The organism is Buchnera aphidicola (Protaphis terricola), assembly GCF_964059145.1.
In the GTDB taxonomy this organism is placed as follows: Bacteria; Pseudomonadota; Gammaproteobacteria; order Enterobacterales; family Enterobacteriaceae; genus Buchnera; species Buchnera aphidicola_BP.
Genome location: NZ_OZ060405.1, coordinates 489,112 through 506,920, shown reverse-complemented (window position 1 = coordinate 506,920; position 17,809 = coordinate 489,112). Strand labels below are relative to the sequence as shown.

Here is a 17,809-nt window from a genome sequence, read left to right as displayed (position 1 = left end):
TTTTAATATTTTTTTAAAAGTGTTTTTTAAAATTGGGATTACTACTATATGTAAGTAGTAATCATATATTTAAAATTGTATAAATAGTTTGTTCATTCTAGCAATGAATTTATGTGGATTATCTAAATTTCCTTTTTCAGCAAATAGCGCTTGTTCTAATAATAATTTTATCCATTCTTCAAATATTTTTTGCTCATTAATTTTAGATATTTTTTTAATTAACGGATGTTTTGGGTTAATTTCAAATATATATTTTAGTTCTGGAACAGGTTGTCCTGCTGCACTAAAAAGTTTCGCCATTTGTGTACTCATTTCATTTGAGTCACTTAAAACAATGCATGGAGTTTCTGTTAATCTATTTGTTAATCTGACAGATTTAACTTTTTCACCTAATATTTTTTTAACTTTTTTTATAAAATCAGACATATCTGTTTTTATATTATTGTTATTGGTGATTTTTTCTTCTGTTAATTTATTTAATGATTCATCTTCTTTACTAATTGATTGAAATTTTTTACCTTCGAATTCTACAAGATAATTCATCATCCATTCATCAATTCTATCTGATAACAATAAAACATCAATATTTTTTTTATTAAATAATTCAAGATGAGGACTATTTTTTGCAGATATATAACTATCTGAAGTAATATAATATATTTTTTCTTGTTTTTCATTCATTTTAGATATATATTGTTTTAATGATATTGTTTGTTCTGAACTATTATTTTTAATAGATGTAAATCGTAAAAGATTAGCAATTAAATTTAGATTTTCATTATCTTCAGCAGGACCTTCTTTTAAAACTAATCCAAATTGATTCCAAAAAGATTGGTATTTTTTATTATCATTTTTTGATAATGTATCTAACATTTTTAGTGATCTTTTAGTTAATGCTTTTTTTAAATTTTTTGTAATAGAATTATTTTGTAATATTTCTCTAGAAATATTTAAAGGTAAATTATTTGAATCAATTACACCTCTAATAAATCTTAAATAATTTGGTAGAAATTCTTTTGAATTGTCCATAATATAAACACGTTTTACATATAGTTTTAAACCGTTTTTATTTTCTTTATTCCAAATATCCCATTCTGCTTTTTTTGGGATATATAATAAACTAATATATTCATGTGTACCTTCTACATGATTATGACTCCAAGTAATAGGATTATTTTGGTCATTAGTTAAATATTTATAAAATTCTTGATATTCTTTTTCACTAATAGAAGATTTATTTTTTGTCCATAATGCTTTAGCTTGATTTATTTGTTCCCATATATATGTTTTACTTTTTTCTTCATATGTTTGTATTTCTATTGGTGTAGTAATATGATCAGAATATTTACTTACAATATTTTTAATACGCCATGTTTCTAAAAATTCTTCTTCTTCTTTTTTTAAAAATAATATAATTTCAGTTCCCTTTGTTTTTTTTGCAATATTTGTTATATTATATTCACCTGTTCCTTGAGATTCCCATAAAATTCCTTCATTAGATTTGTTTCCAGCAAATTTTGTTCGTACTATAACTTTATCTGAAACTATAAAAGACGAATAAAAACCAACGCCAAATTGGCCAATTAATTCATTTTTTATATCATTTGTTTTATTTTCTAAAGATTTTAAAAATGATTTTGTTCCTGATTTTGCAATAGTACCTAAATTTTCAATAATATCTTTTTTTGTCATTCCAATTCCATTATCATTAATAATCAATGTTTTTTGTGCTTTATTAATAGAAATTTGAATTTTTGGAAGATTATTACTTTGATATAAACTTGGTGATGATATAGATTTAAATCTTAATTTATCTATAGCATCGGATGCATTAGATATTAATTCTCTTAAAAAAATTTCTTTATTTGAATATAAAGAATGTATCATTAAATGTAATAGTTGTTTTACTTCAGATTGAAATTTATATGTTTCTTTATTTTTAATATTCATAAAAAAGAATCCTTTTATTTATTAAAATATTGTATTATTAATTAAAAGTATTTATTAGGAATAATTTTTTAAATTTTTTAATTTATTTAAATTGGCATATTAAATCCTGATGGAAGTTGCATCCCTGTAGATATAGCCGACATTTTTTTCTTTTGCACTTCAGATATTCTTCTAGTAGCATCATTAAATGCAGCAGCTGCTAAATCTTCTAGCATATCTTTATCTTCATCTTTTAATAAACTTGAGTCAATTTCTATTCTTCTGCAGTTATGTGCACCATTAATAGTAACTTTGACCAATCCTGCTCCGGCTTCTCCTGTAACTTCCATTTTAGCTATTTCTTCTTGTATTTGAGCCATTTTTTCTTGCATTTGTTGCGCTTGTTTCATTAAATTTCCTAAACCACCTTTATTAAACATATTTTTCTCACTTATATTGTAAAATATTTTTAAAAAATAAATTTATTTATTATTTTTTTTATTATTTTCATATTTTATTTTTGTCATTGCTGATAATAAAGTCATTTTTACACCTATTTTATGATTCGGTGAAAAAATTAATTCTTTTCTTCCATTTAATAAAATTTTATAACATATTTGAATATTTTTTTTTGTATTTTCATATGCTATTTTTTGTATTTTTTTTTGATATTCTTTAGGAAAAACATTATTCCATTCTAAAGGATATAACTTTATCATAGCAAGATGATATAATATACGTAATATTTCTATTAAAATATTTTCCCATTCAATATTTAGTTTATTTATTTTATTTAATATACACATCATATTTTTATAATCTTGATTTAATAAAAATTTAGTTAATAGATAAATATTTTCTTTATTTGGTATACCTAACATTTTATTGATATTTTTTACATTTATATTATTATTGCTAAAGCTGATAGCATGTTCTAGTAAATTTAATGCGTCTCTCATACTTCCTTTTGAATAATTAGCTATTATTTTTAAAGCATCTTGATGAGCATTAATATTTTCTTTATTTAAAATAGATTCTAAAAAATTAAAAATATTATTTTCAGATAATATATTTAGTTGAAAATATAAACAACGAGATACGATAGTTTTAGGTATTTTTTCAATGTTAGTTGTTGCTAAAATAAATTTAATATGTTTCGGTGGTTCCTCAAGAGTTTTTAAAAGTGCATTAAAACTATGTTTAGAAAGCATATGCACTTCATCAATTAGATATATTTTAAATCTACTTTTAACTGGGGCATAATAAATATTGTCTAAAATTTCTTTTATTTCTTCTACCTTTGTTTTTGAAGCTGCATCTATTTCAATAAAATCTAAAGATATTCCTTTCTCTATTTCTTTACAAATCATACATATTCTGCAAGGCACAGAATTAATTTTAAGATTACAATTTAAACTTTTAGCTAATAATCGTGCAATAGTTGTTTTTCCTACACCTCTTGTACCAGATAATAACCATGCATGATGAATTCTACCAAGATCTATGCTATTACATATAGCAGTTATAATATTCTCTTGACCAATAATTTCTTTAAAAGATTGAGGGCGGTACTTTCTTGCTAGTATTTGGTAGTTCATTTTTTTAAAATTGTTATTTCAAATAAAAAATTAAAAAATTTTTTATATATTAGTTGTAAATTATATATTTCGTGTATAAAATAATGAAATTCCATTTTTTATAAAAAATGGAATTTAAAAGATCCTGTTAGTCCTGAACACTGTTAAGTTGAATAATGAGTCAGATCTGGAAAGAAGCAGCTAAATCAATTCATGCAGGTGTTTTGATACAACTAGCAGGATCTTTTTTTATGTTTAATATTTAGATAATTGATATTTATACATTTTTGAATAATATCCTTTTATGTTAAATAATTCTTTATGAGTACCACATTCAACAACTTTACCTCTTTCTAGAACAACAATTAAATCAGCATCAACTATTGTAGATAATCTATGTGCTATAATAATTAATGTGATATTTTTTTTTATAGAAGTTAAAGTTTTTTGAATTAATTGCTCTGTTCCAGAATCAATATTAGCAGTTGCCTCATCTAATATTAGTATTTTTGGTTTTTTTACGAGTATTCTAGCAATAGATAATAATTGTTTTTGCCCTACTGATAAAGTATTTCCTTCTTCCCCTAAAATTGAATATAAACCTTTTGGCATTGATTTAACTAAATCAAAAAGATTAACAATTTTTAATACTTTCCATACTTGATTTTCTGATATTTTTCTTCCTAAAGTGATGTTAGTAAAAAAAGTATCTGCCAATACGATTGGGTCTTGTTGTACCATTAAAATATTTTTTCTTAATACATCATGACTTATAGAATTAATAGGTTTATCATCAAGATATATTTCTCCATTTTTTATTGGATAATATCCCATTAATAAATTAGCTAAAGTACTTTTTCCACTACCTGTATGTCCTACAAATGCAACAAAACTTTTAGATGGAATTTTTATATTAATATTATCAAGTATATTTTTTTGATTGTTTAAATAATTAAATGTGAGGTTTTTAATATTTACTTTACCAGTTTTAAAAGTTTGTTTATTCCCTCCATATTCTTGTTTTTTTGAATCAACAAGAGAAAATATTCTTTCTCCAGCTACTATTGCTTGTTGCAATATAGATTGTTGAATAGTGATTGAAATTAACGGTTCATTAAGACGTCCAAGATATGTAATAAAAGCATATAATATACCTACTTCAAATATTTTATTTTGAAAATAGCTAAATGAAAAAATAAAACTACATAACATCAATGCTGATATTAAGCTTAATAGTGGTCTTAATAAAAAACCATCTAATTTTAATATTTTCATTCTTGCTAAATAGTGTAATTGACTAGTATTATAAATACTTTTTTGAAATCTTTTTTCTTGTCTAAATTGTTGAATTACATTAATTCCATTAATAATCTCATTAAATTTATTATTAATATTTGCTAAATAATATCTGACATCTCGAAGTAATGGAGTACTGTAATATTGGTATAATGACATAATTATTATAACTAAAGGTATAATAAAAACTGCGATTATCGCCATATGCCAATCGAGAGTAAACATTGCAAATAATATAACAAAAATTAATGTGATGTTGCGAAATAAAGTAGGAGCAACAGTATCATATAGTTCTCTGATTACCTCAGTATCGTTTGTGACTTTAGAAATTATTTGACCAATAGGTTGTGAATCAAATTGGCAAATAGGTTGTTGTATTGCTGAATTCATAACATCATGACGTAATTTATTAATCACTTCTACAGCTATTTTATTAAAATAAATACTTTGAAAATAGTTAAAAAAAACTGCTAATATTTGTAATATAATAAATGTAATTATAATAATAAATATTGATTGAAAATAAAATTGATGTTTAGATAAAATATTATTGATAAAATAACTAATTAAAACTGGACCTAAAACTTCTGAAATAGAACCGCCTATTAGTAAAAAAAATGCTAATATGATTTTTTTTTTCCATAATGCTGCATAATTTAATAAACGTTTTAAAATTGGCCAAAATTCTATTAAATGATCCATATGATAAATTTCTCATTTTTTTTAAATATTTTCAACATTTTTAGATTGTTGATAATTATACATAGATTGATACCAATTTTTTTCTTTAATTAATTTTTTATGGTGTCCTTTTTGAATAATTACACCTTTATTAATAACGAGAATTTTATCTGAAAAAATCAAACTTGATAAACGATGAGAAACAATTATCAATGAATTTTCTTTTTTTTTCCATATTTTTAAATTATTTAAAATATTATTTTCAGTATTGCCATCCACTGCAGATAAAGCATCATCTAAAATTAATATCTCTGTGTTTAATAATAGCGCTCTAGCTATAGAAATACGTTGTTTTTGACCACCAGATAACATTACACCTCGTTCACCTACTTGAGTTTTATAACCATTAGGTAAGTATACAATATCTTTATGTATATCTGCTAATTTTGCTACTCTTTTTATTTCATTAAAAGATGCATTAGGTTTTCCTAAAGCGATATTATTATATATATTATCTGAAAATAAAAATGAAGTTTGATTTACAACAGCAATTTTACTTCTCCAATAATTAATTTTAAATTTTAATAATGAAATTGAATCATAAATTATTTCACCATTAGTAATTTTAAATTGTCGTTGAATTAATTTAAGTAATGTACTTTTTCCGGATCCAGTAGGACCACAAATTCCTAGGATTTGTCCAGGATAAAGATTAAATTTAATATTTTTTAAAGATGGAGTATTATTATTTGGATAAAAAAATGTATTAATATTTACATATATATTTTTTGCAATATTTGATATTTTTTTTTGACCATCTTCTATATATAGTTTTTTATTAACAATAGAATAAATTCTTTCCCATGCAGCACTTCCTCTTTCAACAATATTAAACATCCATGCTAATGCTAACATTGGCCAAATCATTAATCCTAGATACATAATAAAACTTGTTAATTGACCTATAGTAATAATATTATTCCATACTAAATATCCACCTACTGTAATAGATAATAAATTAGAAAATGCTACTGATAAATAAATTACTGGATCAAAACGAGCATCTATTTTAGCAACTTTCATATTATTTTTACCAGCATTTTGAACAATATTGTTAAATTTTTTTAATTGATTCTCTTCAAGTCCAAATGATCGAATCATTCGAATACTAGTTAATATTTCTTGTGTTTGATTATTTAACAAAGAAAATGAATGTTGTGCATTTCTAAATTTGTTATGAAGCTCTTGACCATATTTTTTAATTAAAAAAGCCATAATAGGCATAGGTATGAGTGCAATTATTGTTAATACAAAACTAATTTGAGTAATCATGATTATTAATACAGATAATCCCATAATAGATGAATCTACTAGTGTTAATACACCTTCTCCGGCTGCAAAAACAACACGATCAACATCATTAGTAGCTCTAGCAATTAAATCACCAGTACGATATTTTAAAAAAAATATTTGACTTTGATTGCTTAAATATGAATAAAATTTTACACGTAGTTCAGTTGCAAGATTATAAGAGGCTCCAAATAAAAGAATCCTCCATATACATCTTAAAATATATACAATAACTGCAATTAATAAAATAATCAAAACCCATGGTAATATTCTAATACTATTTGTTTTTTCTTTAATAATTAGATCTATTAAAATTCCAATTATTTTAGGTGGTATTAATTGTAAAATTGCTATTGTTATTAATAAAATAATAGATCCTAAATAGCGTTTCCATTCTTGTATAAAATACCATTTTAATTGATTAAATAATCTCACGGAATAATCCTAAATTTTTTAAAATATTAAAAAAAAGCATATATTTAATATTATATTTTTTTAATATGTTTTATCTTTTTAAAATTATAAATATAAAATATTTTTTATATAATTTAATATATAATATTGATTATAATATTTTCAAAAAAATTAAGTGTAAAAGATGACTAAAAAATCAAAAAAAATATTAATAGTTTTTAGCGGTGGACAAGATTCAACAACTTGTTTAATACATTATTCTAATTTATATAAAAATATTTACTGTCTTACTTTTAATTATAATCAATTACATAAATCTGAATTAAATTCTTCTCGTTTTATATCAAAATATTTTAAAGTAAAAAAACATAAATTTATTGATATTAAATGTTTAAGTAACCTCTTTAAAAGTAGTTTAACAGATAAAAGTATTTCTATACATAATAATCATCCATTAAATTCTTTATTGCCTAGTACTTTTGTTCCAGGAAGAAATATTTTATTTTTAACTTTATCTTCTATCTATGCTTTCAATCATAAAATTAATTCTATTATTTTAGGTATAAATTCAGTTGATTTTTCTGGTTATCCAGATTGTAAAAACGAGTTTATTAATAAGATAAATAATGCTATTAAAATTGGTATGAATTATCAAATTAATTTTAAAACTCCTTTAATGTATTTAAGTAAAGCGGAAATCTGGGCGTTATCAGATTATTGGAATTCTACTAAATTTATTATTGATCATACAGTCACTTGTTATAAAGGTATAAAAGGCAATGGATGCGGAAAATGTAAATCATGTTTTATTCGTTATGAAGGACTAAATAAATGGAAATCTAATCCTTCATATTATATGAAAACATTAAAAGAAAAATTTGATTTTTTTAATTAATTTTTTCATCAAATTTATAATTTATATTTTATACTGATTTTTCAAAAAATATTATAAATATTTATATATTTTTTATTTTTTATATATTATTTTTGATTTTTTATGAAGATTTTTAATAATACAATTTAATATATTTTCAATATTATTTTTTTCTAAGTATTTAATAATAATTTCTTCTTCTTTTTCTGAAAATTTCTCGTGATATACTTTTGATATAAATGCAATAATAAAATCATTATTTTTATCTTGATAGAAAGTGTAAATATTTTTTTGATTTATTCTATATGGTATAGAAAAAATTTTAGATTTAATAGGATTGCTATCATATCGAGATAATATTTCGGAATCATTAAAAAATAAATGTTCTTGATTTATTATTTTTTTATTTCCATTATTTAATTGAAATACAATTTTTTTTGCTTTTTCTGTTGTTTGTTTAAGAGCTTTTTTATATTTTAAAATATTAATAATATTATTTTTTATATCTTGAAGTTTTTTAAATTTTTTATCTTTAAATTTTTTTAAAGTAAAAATAAAGAATTGATGATTATTTAATTCAAAAACGTATATTTTTTTATTATCATAAAATTCTTTATTTAAAATTATTTTTTTTAAAGTAGTATTTTTAAATGCTTCTGGAATAGAATTAATATTAAACCAATCTGTTTCTATAGATTTTATTTTAGATTTTTCCTCAATTAGATCAAAATTATTTTTATATTTTTTAGATAAAAATAAAATTTTATTTTTTAAATTTAGAAATTTAGATATAGCTTTTTTATATTTTATTTCAGATTTAATTATATCAAATACTTCAGAGATTTTTTTTGTTTTTTTTAATAAAATTTTATTTAATTTAATAATTAGGAATTCATTATTAAATTCAATAATATTAGATATTTGATTTTCTTGATTTAAATTTGCTTTTTTTATTTCTTTAGGAAGTAAATTAACTGATATCCATCCAATGTCTCCTCCTTTTTTAGAAGATATTGGTTCTATAGATATTTGTTTTGCTATTTTTTCAAAATTTTCTCCTTTTTGTAATTTAGATAGTATTATATCAGCTTCTTGTTTAGTTTTTACTTGAATAATACTATATCTTCTTTTTTCTTTAGTTGAATATTTATCTATATTTTTTATATACCAATTTTTAATTTCATTATTGTTACATATTACGTTTGATATGTTTGGTTTTATATGAATATAACTAATTTTAAATTCTTCTGGAAAGTAAAATTTATTTTTATTTTTTTTAAAATAATTTAAAATTTCTGTTTGATTTATTTTTTGATCTTTTATAGAATTAATTTTTAAAATCGATTTTTTAATTATTCTTTTTTCTGATAATAATTTTATTATATCTTTTTTTTCATTATCTAATATAAAATTTGTTTCAGCAATAGTTTGAATTAAATTAATTGTATTTATTTTTTTTTTAATAAAATCTACATATTCATTATTTGTTAAATTATTTAATTTTAAATAATTTAAATATTTATTGTAATTAAATTTATTATTTTCTTGAAACATTTCAGAGTTTAATATAATTTTTTTAATTTCATTTTGATCTATATTAAATCCAATTTCTTTCGTATATTGTTCTAATAAAATATTATTTATTAATTGTGATAAAACATAATTATATATATTTTTTTTAAATGTTTTATTCTTACTGACTGTATCAAAATTTTTTCCTAGAATTTTTTTTTGTTTATCTAATTCAATATCGAACATATTTTTTATTGTTTCAAAATTAATTTTTTCTTCATTAACTTTTGCTATGTATTGTGTTGTATCTTTTTGTAAATAATTATTTAAAGTACTTAATATTATTGATATAATAATTATCCCTAAAATACATTTAACTATAATATTTTTTGATCGTAGTTTAGAAAATTTAATCATAATATAAAAATCCTAAATATTTTAAATTTTACATCAAAATTTTATAATATTTTATTATAAAGGCTGACAACCTTTTGCCAGCCTAATTTATTATATAAATATATTGTATATTTATATATATGGTGTTTTTTCTAGTGCTAATTTTAAAACTTCTTTGATATGTTTTACTGGGTATATTTTTAATCCAAAAAGAATATTTTTTGGGATTTCTTCTAAATGACGTTTATTTTCATATGGTATTAAAACTACTTTTATACCTCCTCGATGTGCTGCAAGAAGTTTTTCTTTTAATCCTCCAATAGTTAATATTTTTCCTTGTAATGTAATTTCACCAGTCATAGCAACATTAGATTTCACAGGATTTTTAGTTAAAGAGGAAACTATAGCAGTACACATTGCAATTCCTGCGCTAGGTCCGTCTTTTGGAGTAGCACCTTCTGGAACATGAACATGAATATCATGTTTTTCATAAAAATCTTTTTCAATTCCTAGTTTATTTGCTTGAGAACGTACTACTGTTAATGCTGCTTGAATAGATTCCTGCATAACTTCACCTAAAGAACCAGTATAAGTAAGTTTTCCTTTACCTGAAACACATGCAGTTTCAATTGTTAATAATTCCCCACCAACTTCTGTCCAAGCTAATCCTATTACTTGTCCAATTTGATTTAAATGATTTGTTCTACCATAATCAAATCTTTTTACACCTAAGAAATTATTTATATTATTTTTATTTACTTCAATATGTTTTAAAGATTTATTTAAAATTAATTTTTTAACTACTTTTCTACATATTTTAGATATTTCACGTTCTAAACTACGAACTCCGGCTTCTCTTGTATAGTAGTGAATAATATGCATAATAGCACAATCAGTGATCTTAAGTTCTGTTAATTTTAAAGAATTTCGTTCAAGTTGTTTAGGATACAAATAACGTTTAGCTATATTTAATTTTTCATTTTCTGTATATCCAGATAAACGAATAATTTCCATTCTATCAAGCAGTGGATAAGGTATATTCATAGAATTTGAAGTTGCTACAAACATAACGTTAGAAAGATCATAATCTACTTCTAAATAATGATCATTAAAATTAACATTTTGCTCTGGATCAAGCACTTCTAATAACGCAGATGCTGGATCAGCTCTAACGTCAAAAAACATTTTATCAATTTCGTCTAATAAAAATAATGGATTTTTTACTTTTGCTTTAATCATTTTTTGAATTAACTTTCCAGGCATTGATCCTATATATGTTCGACGATGACCTCTAATTTCTGCTTCATCTCTAATGCCTCCTAATGACATTCTTACATATTTTCTACCTGTTGACTTTGCAATAGATTTTCCTAGTGATGTTTTACCTACTCCAGGTGGCCCAATTAAACATAAAATAGGACCTTTAACTTTGTTTGTCCTGCTTTGTACTGCTAAGTATTCTAATATTCTTTCTTTAACTTTTTCTAATCCAAAGTGATCAATATCAAGAATTTTTTTTGCTGTTTTAATGTCTTTTTTAATTTTTGTTTTTGCATTCCATGGAACTTGTATCATCCAATCAATATAACTTCTTACTACTGTTGCTTCTGCAGACATTGGTGACATCATTTTTAATTTTTGTAATTCTGATTCTGTTTTTTCTTTAGCTTCTTTAGGCATTTTTAAAGATTTAATTTTACGTTGTAACATTTTATTTTCATCAGGTGTTTCATCCATATCGCCTAGTTCTTTTTGAATAGCTTTTATTTGCTCATTTAAATAATATTCTCTTTGGCTTTTTTCCATTTGTTTTTTAACACGATTTCTAATTCTTTTTTCTATTTGTAATAAATCTATTTCTGATTCCATCATTACCATTAAAAATTCTAATTTTTTATTTATATCATTGATTTCAAGTATCGATTGTTTATCAGCTAATTTTAATGGCATATGTGCTGCAATTGTATTAGCTAATTTTTCAGAATTTTTTATATTATTGAGAGTATTTAATATTTCTGTTGGTATTTTTTTATTAAGTTGAATATATGATTCAAATTGATTAATTGTTGTTCTAATTAATACTTTTTGTTCTTTATTTAAAGTATTATCAGTATTAATTAATTCTATTTCAGCAATATAATGTTCTCCATTATTAATTAAATTTTTAATATAGGCGCGTTGTAAACCTTCAACTAGTACTTTTACAGTACCATCTGGAAGCTTTAACATTTGTAAAATTGAACTAATAGTTCCTACATTAAATAAATCATTTATATTTGGTTCATCTTTTGATGCTTCTTTTTGCGCAATTAACATAATTTTTTTATCATTATTCATAGATGTTTCGATACATTTAATTGATTTTTTTCGACCTACAAATAATGGAATAACCATGTTAGGATATACTACAACATCTCTTAATGGTAAAACGGGAATTTTAATGCGTTCAGAACGCTCAGAATTCATAGAGCTCTCTCTTAGTTGAATTTCCGCTATATAAATTTGAAAACTGCAAGATAAAAAATATACAGTTATATTTATGATTGATCTAATTTATATTAGAATGGTTTTTGCTTTATATTTGATATTTATCATTTTAAAAAAAATTTTTAGTTAATTTTTCTATTTAGATGCTTTTTTTGATTTATTATTTTCATATATTATTTTAGGTGGTGATTTTAAATAAATAACTGATTCAGTAATTAATACTTTTTTTACATTTTTCATTGATGGTAATTCATACATAGTATTTAATAAAATTTTCTCAAGAATAGATCTTAATCCTCTTGCTCCTGTTTTTTTTAAAATAGCTTTTTTTGCAATAGCTTTAATGGCTTTTTTATCAAATTCTAATTTTACTTTTTCTAAATAAAATAGTTTTTGATATTGTTTAATTAGAGCATTTTTAGGTTTATATAATATTCTTGAAAGCGCGCTTTCTGTTAATTCATTAACTATTGTAATTATAGGTAAACGTCCAATAAATTCTGGAATTAATCCAAATTTTATTAAATCTTTTGATTCAACTTGTTTTAATAAATTTTCATCTGATTTTTTTTTACTTTCTTTATTTAATTGAGCATTAAAACCAATTTCTGTTCTTATATTTATTCTTTTTGAAATAATATTAGGTAATTCTGAAAATGCACCAGCACATATAAATAAAATATTAGAAGTATTAATTTGTAAAAATTCTTGTTGTGGATGTTTTCTCCCACCTTGAGGTGGAATAGATGCTAAAGTACCTTCTATTAATTTTAGTAATGCTTGTTGAACTCCTTCTCCTGATACATCTCTAGTAATGGAGGGATTATCAGATTTTCTTGAAATTTTATCAATTTCATCTATATATATAATCCCTAATTCTGCTTGTTTAATATTATATTTACATTTTTGTAGTAATTTTTGTATTATATTTTCTACATCTTCTCCTACATATCCTGCTTCAGTTAATGTAGTTGCATCTGCAATACTAAATGGAACATTTAGTAGTTTAGCTAATGTTTCTGCTAATAAAGTTTTTCCACTTCCAGTAGGTCCAATAAGTAATATATTGCTTTTTCCAATTTTAGTAGAATCTGAATTTTTATCAATATTTCGAATTCTTTGATAATGATTATATACAGCTACAGATAAAACTTTTTTTGTATGATCTTGACCAATAACATAAGTATCAAGATATTTTTTTATTTCATATGGTTTAGGTAAATTTTTCAATTCAGTATTTTGAATATCTTCTGATTTTTTTGTTTCATTAATAATATTATTACATAATTTTATACATTCATTACATATATAAACTTCTGGACCAGCAATTAATTTTTGAACTTCTTTTTGATTTTTCCCACAAAAGGAACAATTAAGTAATGTTTTAGAATCATCTTTACTCTTATCTGTCATATTTTTAACCTTTTTTTAATATTTATTGATTTTTTGAGTAAATAGATTCTATTTTATCTTTAACTTAAAATAGAATATTTTTTAAAATATTTTATTTTCGATTAGTTAAAATTAAATCAATTAAACCATATTGGATTGATTCATTTGCAGATAAAAAACAATCTCTTTCTGTATCTTTATTAATTTTTTTTACAGTTTGACCAGTATGTAAAGAAAATAATGTATTTATTTTCTTTTTCATTTTAATAATTTCTTTTGCATGAATTTCAATATCTGAAGCTTGTCCTTGAACTCCACCTAATGGTTGATGAATCATAATTCTTGAATTTGATAAAGAAGATCTTTTTCCCTTAGCTCCAGATGCTAATAAAAAAGCAGCCATAGAACATGCTTGTCCTATACAAATTGTTCTAATATCTGGAGATATAAATTGCATAGTATCATAAATAGACATACCTGATGTAATAACACCGCCTGGTGAATTAATATATAAAAATATATCTTTTTCTGGATTTTCAGATTCTAAAAAAAGCATTTGAGCAATAATATTATTAGCCATTTTATCTTCAATAGTTCCACTCATGAAAATAATACGTTCTTTTAATAATCTTGAATATATATCATATGATCGTTCTCCTCTTGCATGTTGTTCAATAACCATTGGAATCAATATTGAATTAGACATTGTATAATATTCTCTTAATAAAAGTTAAATTTAAAAAAGAAATGTTAAAGATTTTTATAATTTTATAGTTTTATTGATTCATTAGAAAAAATATAAAGTATTTTTTTTAAAATTAAAGTTTTCTAAAAATTTTTATATTAAATTTAAGTTATAATTTAAAAATTCGTTAAAATTATAATATTTTTTTATAATTTTGATATTTTTTATTAGAAAATCTAATACTTGTTTTTCTAATTCTAAATCTTTTATTGCATTTCTAAATATTTTATTTTTTTTGTACATATTAATAATATCTGATGGTTTATTGTATTTTTTGGAAATATTTTGAATTGTTTTTTCTACTCTTTTATTATCTAACGTAATATTATTATCTTTAATAATTTTTTCAAAAATTAACTTAATAGTTAATATTTTTTTAGCTTGTTTTTTAAAGTCAATTTGATATTTCTTATCTAAAATATTTTTTACTTTTTTATATTCTTGTATAGATTGATCATGTAATTTTTTTACTTCTTCTTGTAATAATTTTTTAGGTATTGCAATTGGGTTTTCTTCAATTAATTTTTTTATAATATTATTTTTTAAATTATTATATGTAAATTTTTCTACATCTTTAATTATTTTTGTTTTTATAGATTGAAAATTTAATTCAATAAATTTATTTGAAAAAAGTTTTTCTTTTTTTTGATCTACTTGTTTTTCTTCAATTTTTATAATTTTAATTTTAAATGTTATATTTTTTTGATTTAGATCTTTTTCCGGATGGAAAGAAGAAAAAAATATGTTAAAAAAAATAATATCATTTGTATAATGGTTTATTATTTTATGATTTAATTCAGATAATAAATTATTTTTAGATACAATAAACTTCATATTTGTTATATCAAATTTTTCTATTTTTTTATTATTTTTATAAATTGAGCAATTAATTGTTACTCGATCATTAATTTTAATAGCTCGATTAACTTGATACCAAGTAATTACTTCATTCTTTTTTTGAATAATTTTTGTTTTTATATCTTCATCATTAATATTTACAATCATTCTTTCTACTTGAATTAAATTCAAATTTTTAATTTTAATATCAGGATAGACTTCATATGTTACAAAATATTGAAAGTTTGAATTATTTTTTGTTGTATCGATAAAATTTTGGCTAATATGATATTTTGGAAATCCAATAATATTAATTTTTTCTTTTTCAATAAATTTATAAAAAAATTGTTTCATAAGTTTATTAAATACATCATAATAAACACTATCTCCATATTTTTGTTGTATTATTTTTATAGGCGCTTTTCCTTTTCTAAAACCATTAATATTTGTTTTTTGATTGATTTTATAAAATTCTTGGATAAGAACATTATCTATTATTATTTTTGGAATATTAATTGTAACGCGATAGCTTTCATCTTTATTTTTTTCCAGAAAAAATTTCATCTTATTACCTTAAATTAATTATTATCGATTAATTTTTTAGATATCTATTTCATATAAAAATATTTTAATTTTTTATAAAAATTTTTAGATGAATTATATTGATCAAAATATTTTAAATTTTTTTAAGATTAAAAATTTTTTAATATTTTATTAGAATAATTTAAAAGATTGTAAGAAATTTAATTTATGGTATTTAGATAATTTTTTATCAAAAACAATTGTCTTAAAAAATAAATTGTTTTATTAAAAAACAATACTTTTTATAATCAAGTATTATGATTATTAAAGCATTTTAAAAAATTTATTTTTTTATGTTTTTTATATTCCCATTCGTATATAGTATAAGTGAATAATGTAATTGAATAAATTTGTTTATTACATATTTCAATTAATTTTTTAAAAATTAAGCGGTGTCTATTAATCGTAGTTTTATTAATAAAATCATCACTAATAATAATTATTTTTAAATGTGTAATAAAATTTTTATTATTATAATTGTGATATTTACTATTATTTAATATTTTAATGTAAAAAATATTTATTTGAGATATTAAATATTTTCTTATTTTTTCTAAATACATAAAATTAATTTACATCCTAATTAAAATTATCATTTCATATCCAAAAAATAATATAAATTTTTTATTTAATTTATATTAAAATTAAATTTTTTAAAATATTTTTAAATTTTATTATATCAATATTAGATAAAATAAAAAAAATACATATTTTCATTTTAAATTTTATCAATTTTTAAAAAATAATTCAATTATTTCCAAGATTATTAGTTTTTTGATATAAATAAACTGCATATATAAATACAATTTAAAAAATATTGGAGTTTTGAAATGATATATATAAATTTTAATAAATTTTTTAAGATATTATTATTAGTTATAACTACTTTTATGCTAAACGGATGTAATAGTGTTTTTTTAACTTCTCATGGAGCTATTGCAAAACAAGAATCTTCTTTGATTTTAATATCTTTTATTATGATGTTAATTGTTGTTATTCCTGTAATTTTTATGACAATATATTTTTCATTTAAATATCGATCTTCTAATATAGGACAAATTTATAAGCCAAATTGGTCAGAATCTAAAATTATTGAAATAATAGTATGGTTTGTGCCTATTTTGATTATTTCTTTTTTAGCATTTTTAACATGGAATTATTGTCATCAATTAGATCCTAGAAAAAAAATCATTTCTAAATATAAACCTATAAGAATTGATGTTATTGCATTAGATTGGAGATGGTTGTTTGTTTATCCAGATTATCGAATAGCAAGTATTAATGAAATTGTTTTTCCTGTAAATAGACCAGTAGTATTCCATATTACTTCAAATTCTGTTATGAATTCTTTTTTTATTCCATCTCTTGGTAGTCAAGTATATGCTATGCCTGGAATGATAACAAAATTAAATTTAATTTCTAATGATATTGGAAAATATAAAGGAATATCTTCTAATTATAGTGGAAGAGGTTTTTCTAATATGAAATTTACTGTTATATCAGTAAGAAATAAAAAAATATTTATTGATTGGATTGAAAAAGTAAAAAAATCACCAAAGAAGATAAATACAATTACAATGTTTAATAAAGTATTTTTGCCTAATGAGAATCATTATGTAGAATATTTTTCTGATGTTAATGAAAAAATTTTTAATAAAATATTACATTAGTTTTTTTAAATAAATATTTAATATATTATATCATAATTCTTTAATATTTATTGGAGATATAAAGATA

Annotated in this window: 13 protein-coding genes and 1 other RNA gene; 3 read left to right on the top strand and 11 right to left on the bottom strand. The window is 21.2% G+C overall.

Annotated features, from left to right (window positions below; genetic code table 11):
* Positions 1–69 precede the first annotated feature (69 nt).
* From htpG to dnaX, 3 genes are all read right to left on the bottom strand, one after another.
* Positions 70–1,950, bottom strand: a complete 1,881-nt coding sequence (gene htpG / locus AB4W67_RS02375; RefSeq protein WP_367682439.1) for a molecular chaperone HtpG — start codon at positions 1,948–1,950, stop codon at positions 70–72.
* A gap of 86 nt (positions 1,951–2,036) precedes the next feature.
* On the bottom strand, positions 2,037–2,369 hold the full coding sequence (locus AB4W67_RS02370) for a YbaB/EbfC family nucleoid-associated protein (RefSeq protein WP_367682438.1): 333 nt from the start codon (positions 2,367–2,369) through the stop codon (positions 2,037–2,039).
* 42 nt (positions 2,370–2,411) lie between these two features.
* Positions 2,412–3,527 (bottom strand): DNA polymerase III subunit gamma/tau, encoded by a 1,116-nt coding sequence (dnaX, locus tag AB4W67_RS02365; protein WP_367682437.1) that lies wholly within the window; start codon positions 3,525–3,527, stop codon positions 2,412–2,414.
* A 125-nt stretch (positions 3,528–3,652) separates the two neighbouring features.
* Between dnaX and ffs the strand changes: the two genes are divergently transcribed.
* Positions 3,653–3,748, top strand: an RNA gene (gene ffs, locus AB4W67_RS02360) — signal recognition particle sRNA small type.
* Positions 3,749–3,761: 13 nt separating this feature from the next.
* Here the strand turns inward: ffs and AB4W67_RS02355 are convergent.
* Both AB4W67_RS02355 and AB4W67_RS02350 read right to left on the bottom strand, forming a co-directional pair.
* Positions 3,762–5,504 carry a SmdB family multidrug efflux ABC transporter permease/ATP-binding protein gene (locus AB4W67_RS02355; RefSeq protein WP_367682436.1) on the bottom strand — a complete coding sequence of 581 codons (1,743 nt, stop codon included), beginning with the start codon at positions 5,502–5,504 and terminating at the stop codon, positions 3,762–3,764.
* 21 nt (positions 5,505–5,525) lie between these two features.
* Positions 5,526–7,268, bottom strand: coding sequence for a SmdA family multidrug ABC transporter permease/ATP-binding protein (locus tag AB4W67_RS02350; RefSeq protein WP_367682435.1), 1,743 nt, complete (start codon positions 7,266–7,268; stop codon positions 5,526–5,528).
* Positions 7,269–7,431: 163 nt separating this feature from the next.
* Between AB4W67_RS02350 and queC the strand changes: the two genes are divergently transcribed.
* Positions 7,432–8,142 (top strand): 7-cyano-7-deazaguanine synthase QueC, encoded by a 711-nt coding sequence (gene queC / locus AB4W67_RS02345; protein ID WP_367682434.1) that lies wholly within the window; start codon positions 7,432–7,434, stop codon positions 8,140–8,142.
* A 72-nt stretch (positions 8,143–8,214) separates the two neighbouring features.
* Here queC and AB4W67_RS02340 read toward each other — a convergent pair whose 3' ends face one another.
* From AB4W67_RS02340 to AB4W67_RS02315, 6 genes are all read right to left on the bottom strand, one after another.
* On the bottom strand, positions 8,215–10,050 hold the full coding sequence (locus tag AB4W67_RS02340; protein WP_367682433.1) for a SurA N-terminal domain-containing protein: 1,836 nt from the start codon (positions 10,048–10,050) through the stop codon (positions 8,215–8,217).
* A gap of 111 nt (positions 10,051–10,161) precedes the next feature.
* Positions 10,162–12,495 carry an endopeptidase La gene (gene lon, locus AB4W67_RS02335; protein ID WP_367682432.1) on the bottom strand — a complete coding sequence of 778 codons (2,334 nt, stop codon included), beginning with the start codon at positions 12,493–12,495 and terminating at the stop codon, positions 10,162–10,164.
* A 156-nt stretch (positions 12,496–12,651) separates the two neighbouring features.
* Positions 12,652–13,929, bottom strand: coding sequence for an ATP-dependent Clp protease ATP-binding subunit ClpX (clpX, locus tag AB4W67_RS02330; protein ID WP_367682431.1), 1,278 nt, complete (start codon positions 13,927–13,929; stop codon positions 12,652–12,654).
* A 91-nt stretch (positions 13,930–14,020) separates the two neighbouring features.
* The gene (gene clpP, locus AB4W67_RS02325; protein ID WP_367682430.1) at positions 14,021–14,614 is read right to left on the bottom strand and encodes an ATP-dependent Clp endopeptidase proteolytic subunit ClpP; all 594 of its coding nucleotides are present in this window, start codon (positions 14,612–14,614) and stop codon (positions 14,021–14,023) included.
* 132 nt (positions 14,615–14,746) lie between these two features.
* The gene (tig, locus tag AB4W67_RS02320; RefSeq protein ID WP_367682429.1) at positions 14,747–16,054 is read right to left on the bottom strand and encodes a trigger factor; all 1,308 of its coding nucleotides are present in this window, start codon (positions 16,052–16,054) and stop codon (positions 14,747–14,749) included.
* 266 nt (positions 16,055–16,320) lie between these two features.
* Positions 16,321–16,635, bottom strand: a complete 315-nt coding sequence (locus AB4W67_RS02315) for a BolA/IbaG family iron-sulfur metabolism protein (RefSeq protein WP_367682428.1) — start codon at positions 16,633–16,635, stop codon at positions 16,321–16,323.
* A 267-nt stretch (positions 16,636–16,902) separates the two neighbouring features.
* Between AB4W67_RS02315 and cyoA the strand changes: the two genes are divergently transcribed.
* Positions 16,903–17,742 carry a ubiquinol oxidase subunit II gene (gene cyoA, locus AB4W67_RS02310; protein WP_367682427.1) on the top strand — a complete coding sequence of 280 codons (840 nt, stop codon included), beginning with the start codon at positions 16,903–16,905 and terminating at the stop codon, positions 17,740–17,742.
* Positions 17,743–17,809 lie beyond the last annotated feature (67 nt).

Coding starts and splice junctions, on each gene's coding strand:
- htpG (WP_367682439.1), bottom strand. CDS start 1,950: ATGAATATTAAAAATAAAGAAACATATAAATTTCAATCTGAAGTAAAA.
- AB4W67_RS02370 (WP_367682438.1), bottom strand. CDS start 2,369: ATGTTTAATAAAGGTGGTTTAGGAAATTTAATGAAACAAGCGCAACAA.
- dnaX (WP_367682437.1), bottom strand. CDS start 3,527: ATGAACTACCAAATACTAGCAAGAAAGTACCGCCCTCAATCTTTTAAA.
- AB4W67_RS02355 (WP_367682436.1), bottom strand. CDS start 5,504: ATGGATCATTTAATAGAATTTTGGCCAATTTTAAAACGTTTATTAAAT.
- queC (WP_367682434.1), top strand. CDS start 7,432: ATGACTAAAAAATCAAAAAAAATATTAATAGTTTTTAGCGGTGGACAA.
- AB4W67_RS02340 (WP_367682433.1), bottom strand. CDS start 10,050: ATGATTAAATTTTCTAAACTACGATCAAAAAATATTATAGTTAAATGT.
- lon (WP_367682432.1), bottom strand. CDS start 12,495: ATGAATTCTGAGCGTTCTGAACGCATTAAAATTCCCGTTTTACCATTA.
- clpX (WP_367682431.1), bottom strand. CDS start 13,929: ATGACAGATAAGAGTAAAGATGATTCTAAAACATTACTTAATTGTTCC.
- clpP (WP_367682430.1), bottom strand. CDS start 14,614: ATGTCTAATTCAATATTGATTCCAATGGTTATTGAACAACATGCAAGA.
- tig (WP_367682429.1), bottom strand. CDS start 16,054: ATGAAATTTTTTCTGGAAAAAAATAAAGATGAAAGCTATCGCGTTACA.
- AB4W67_RS02315 (WP_367682428.1), bottom strand. CDS start 16,635: ATGTATTTAGAAAAAATAAGAAAATATTTAATATCTCAAATAAATATT.
- cyoA (WP_367682427.1), top strand. CDS start 16,903: ATGATATATATAAATTTTAATAAATTTTTTAAGATATTATTATTAGTT.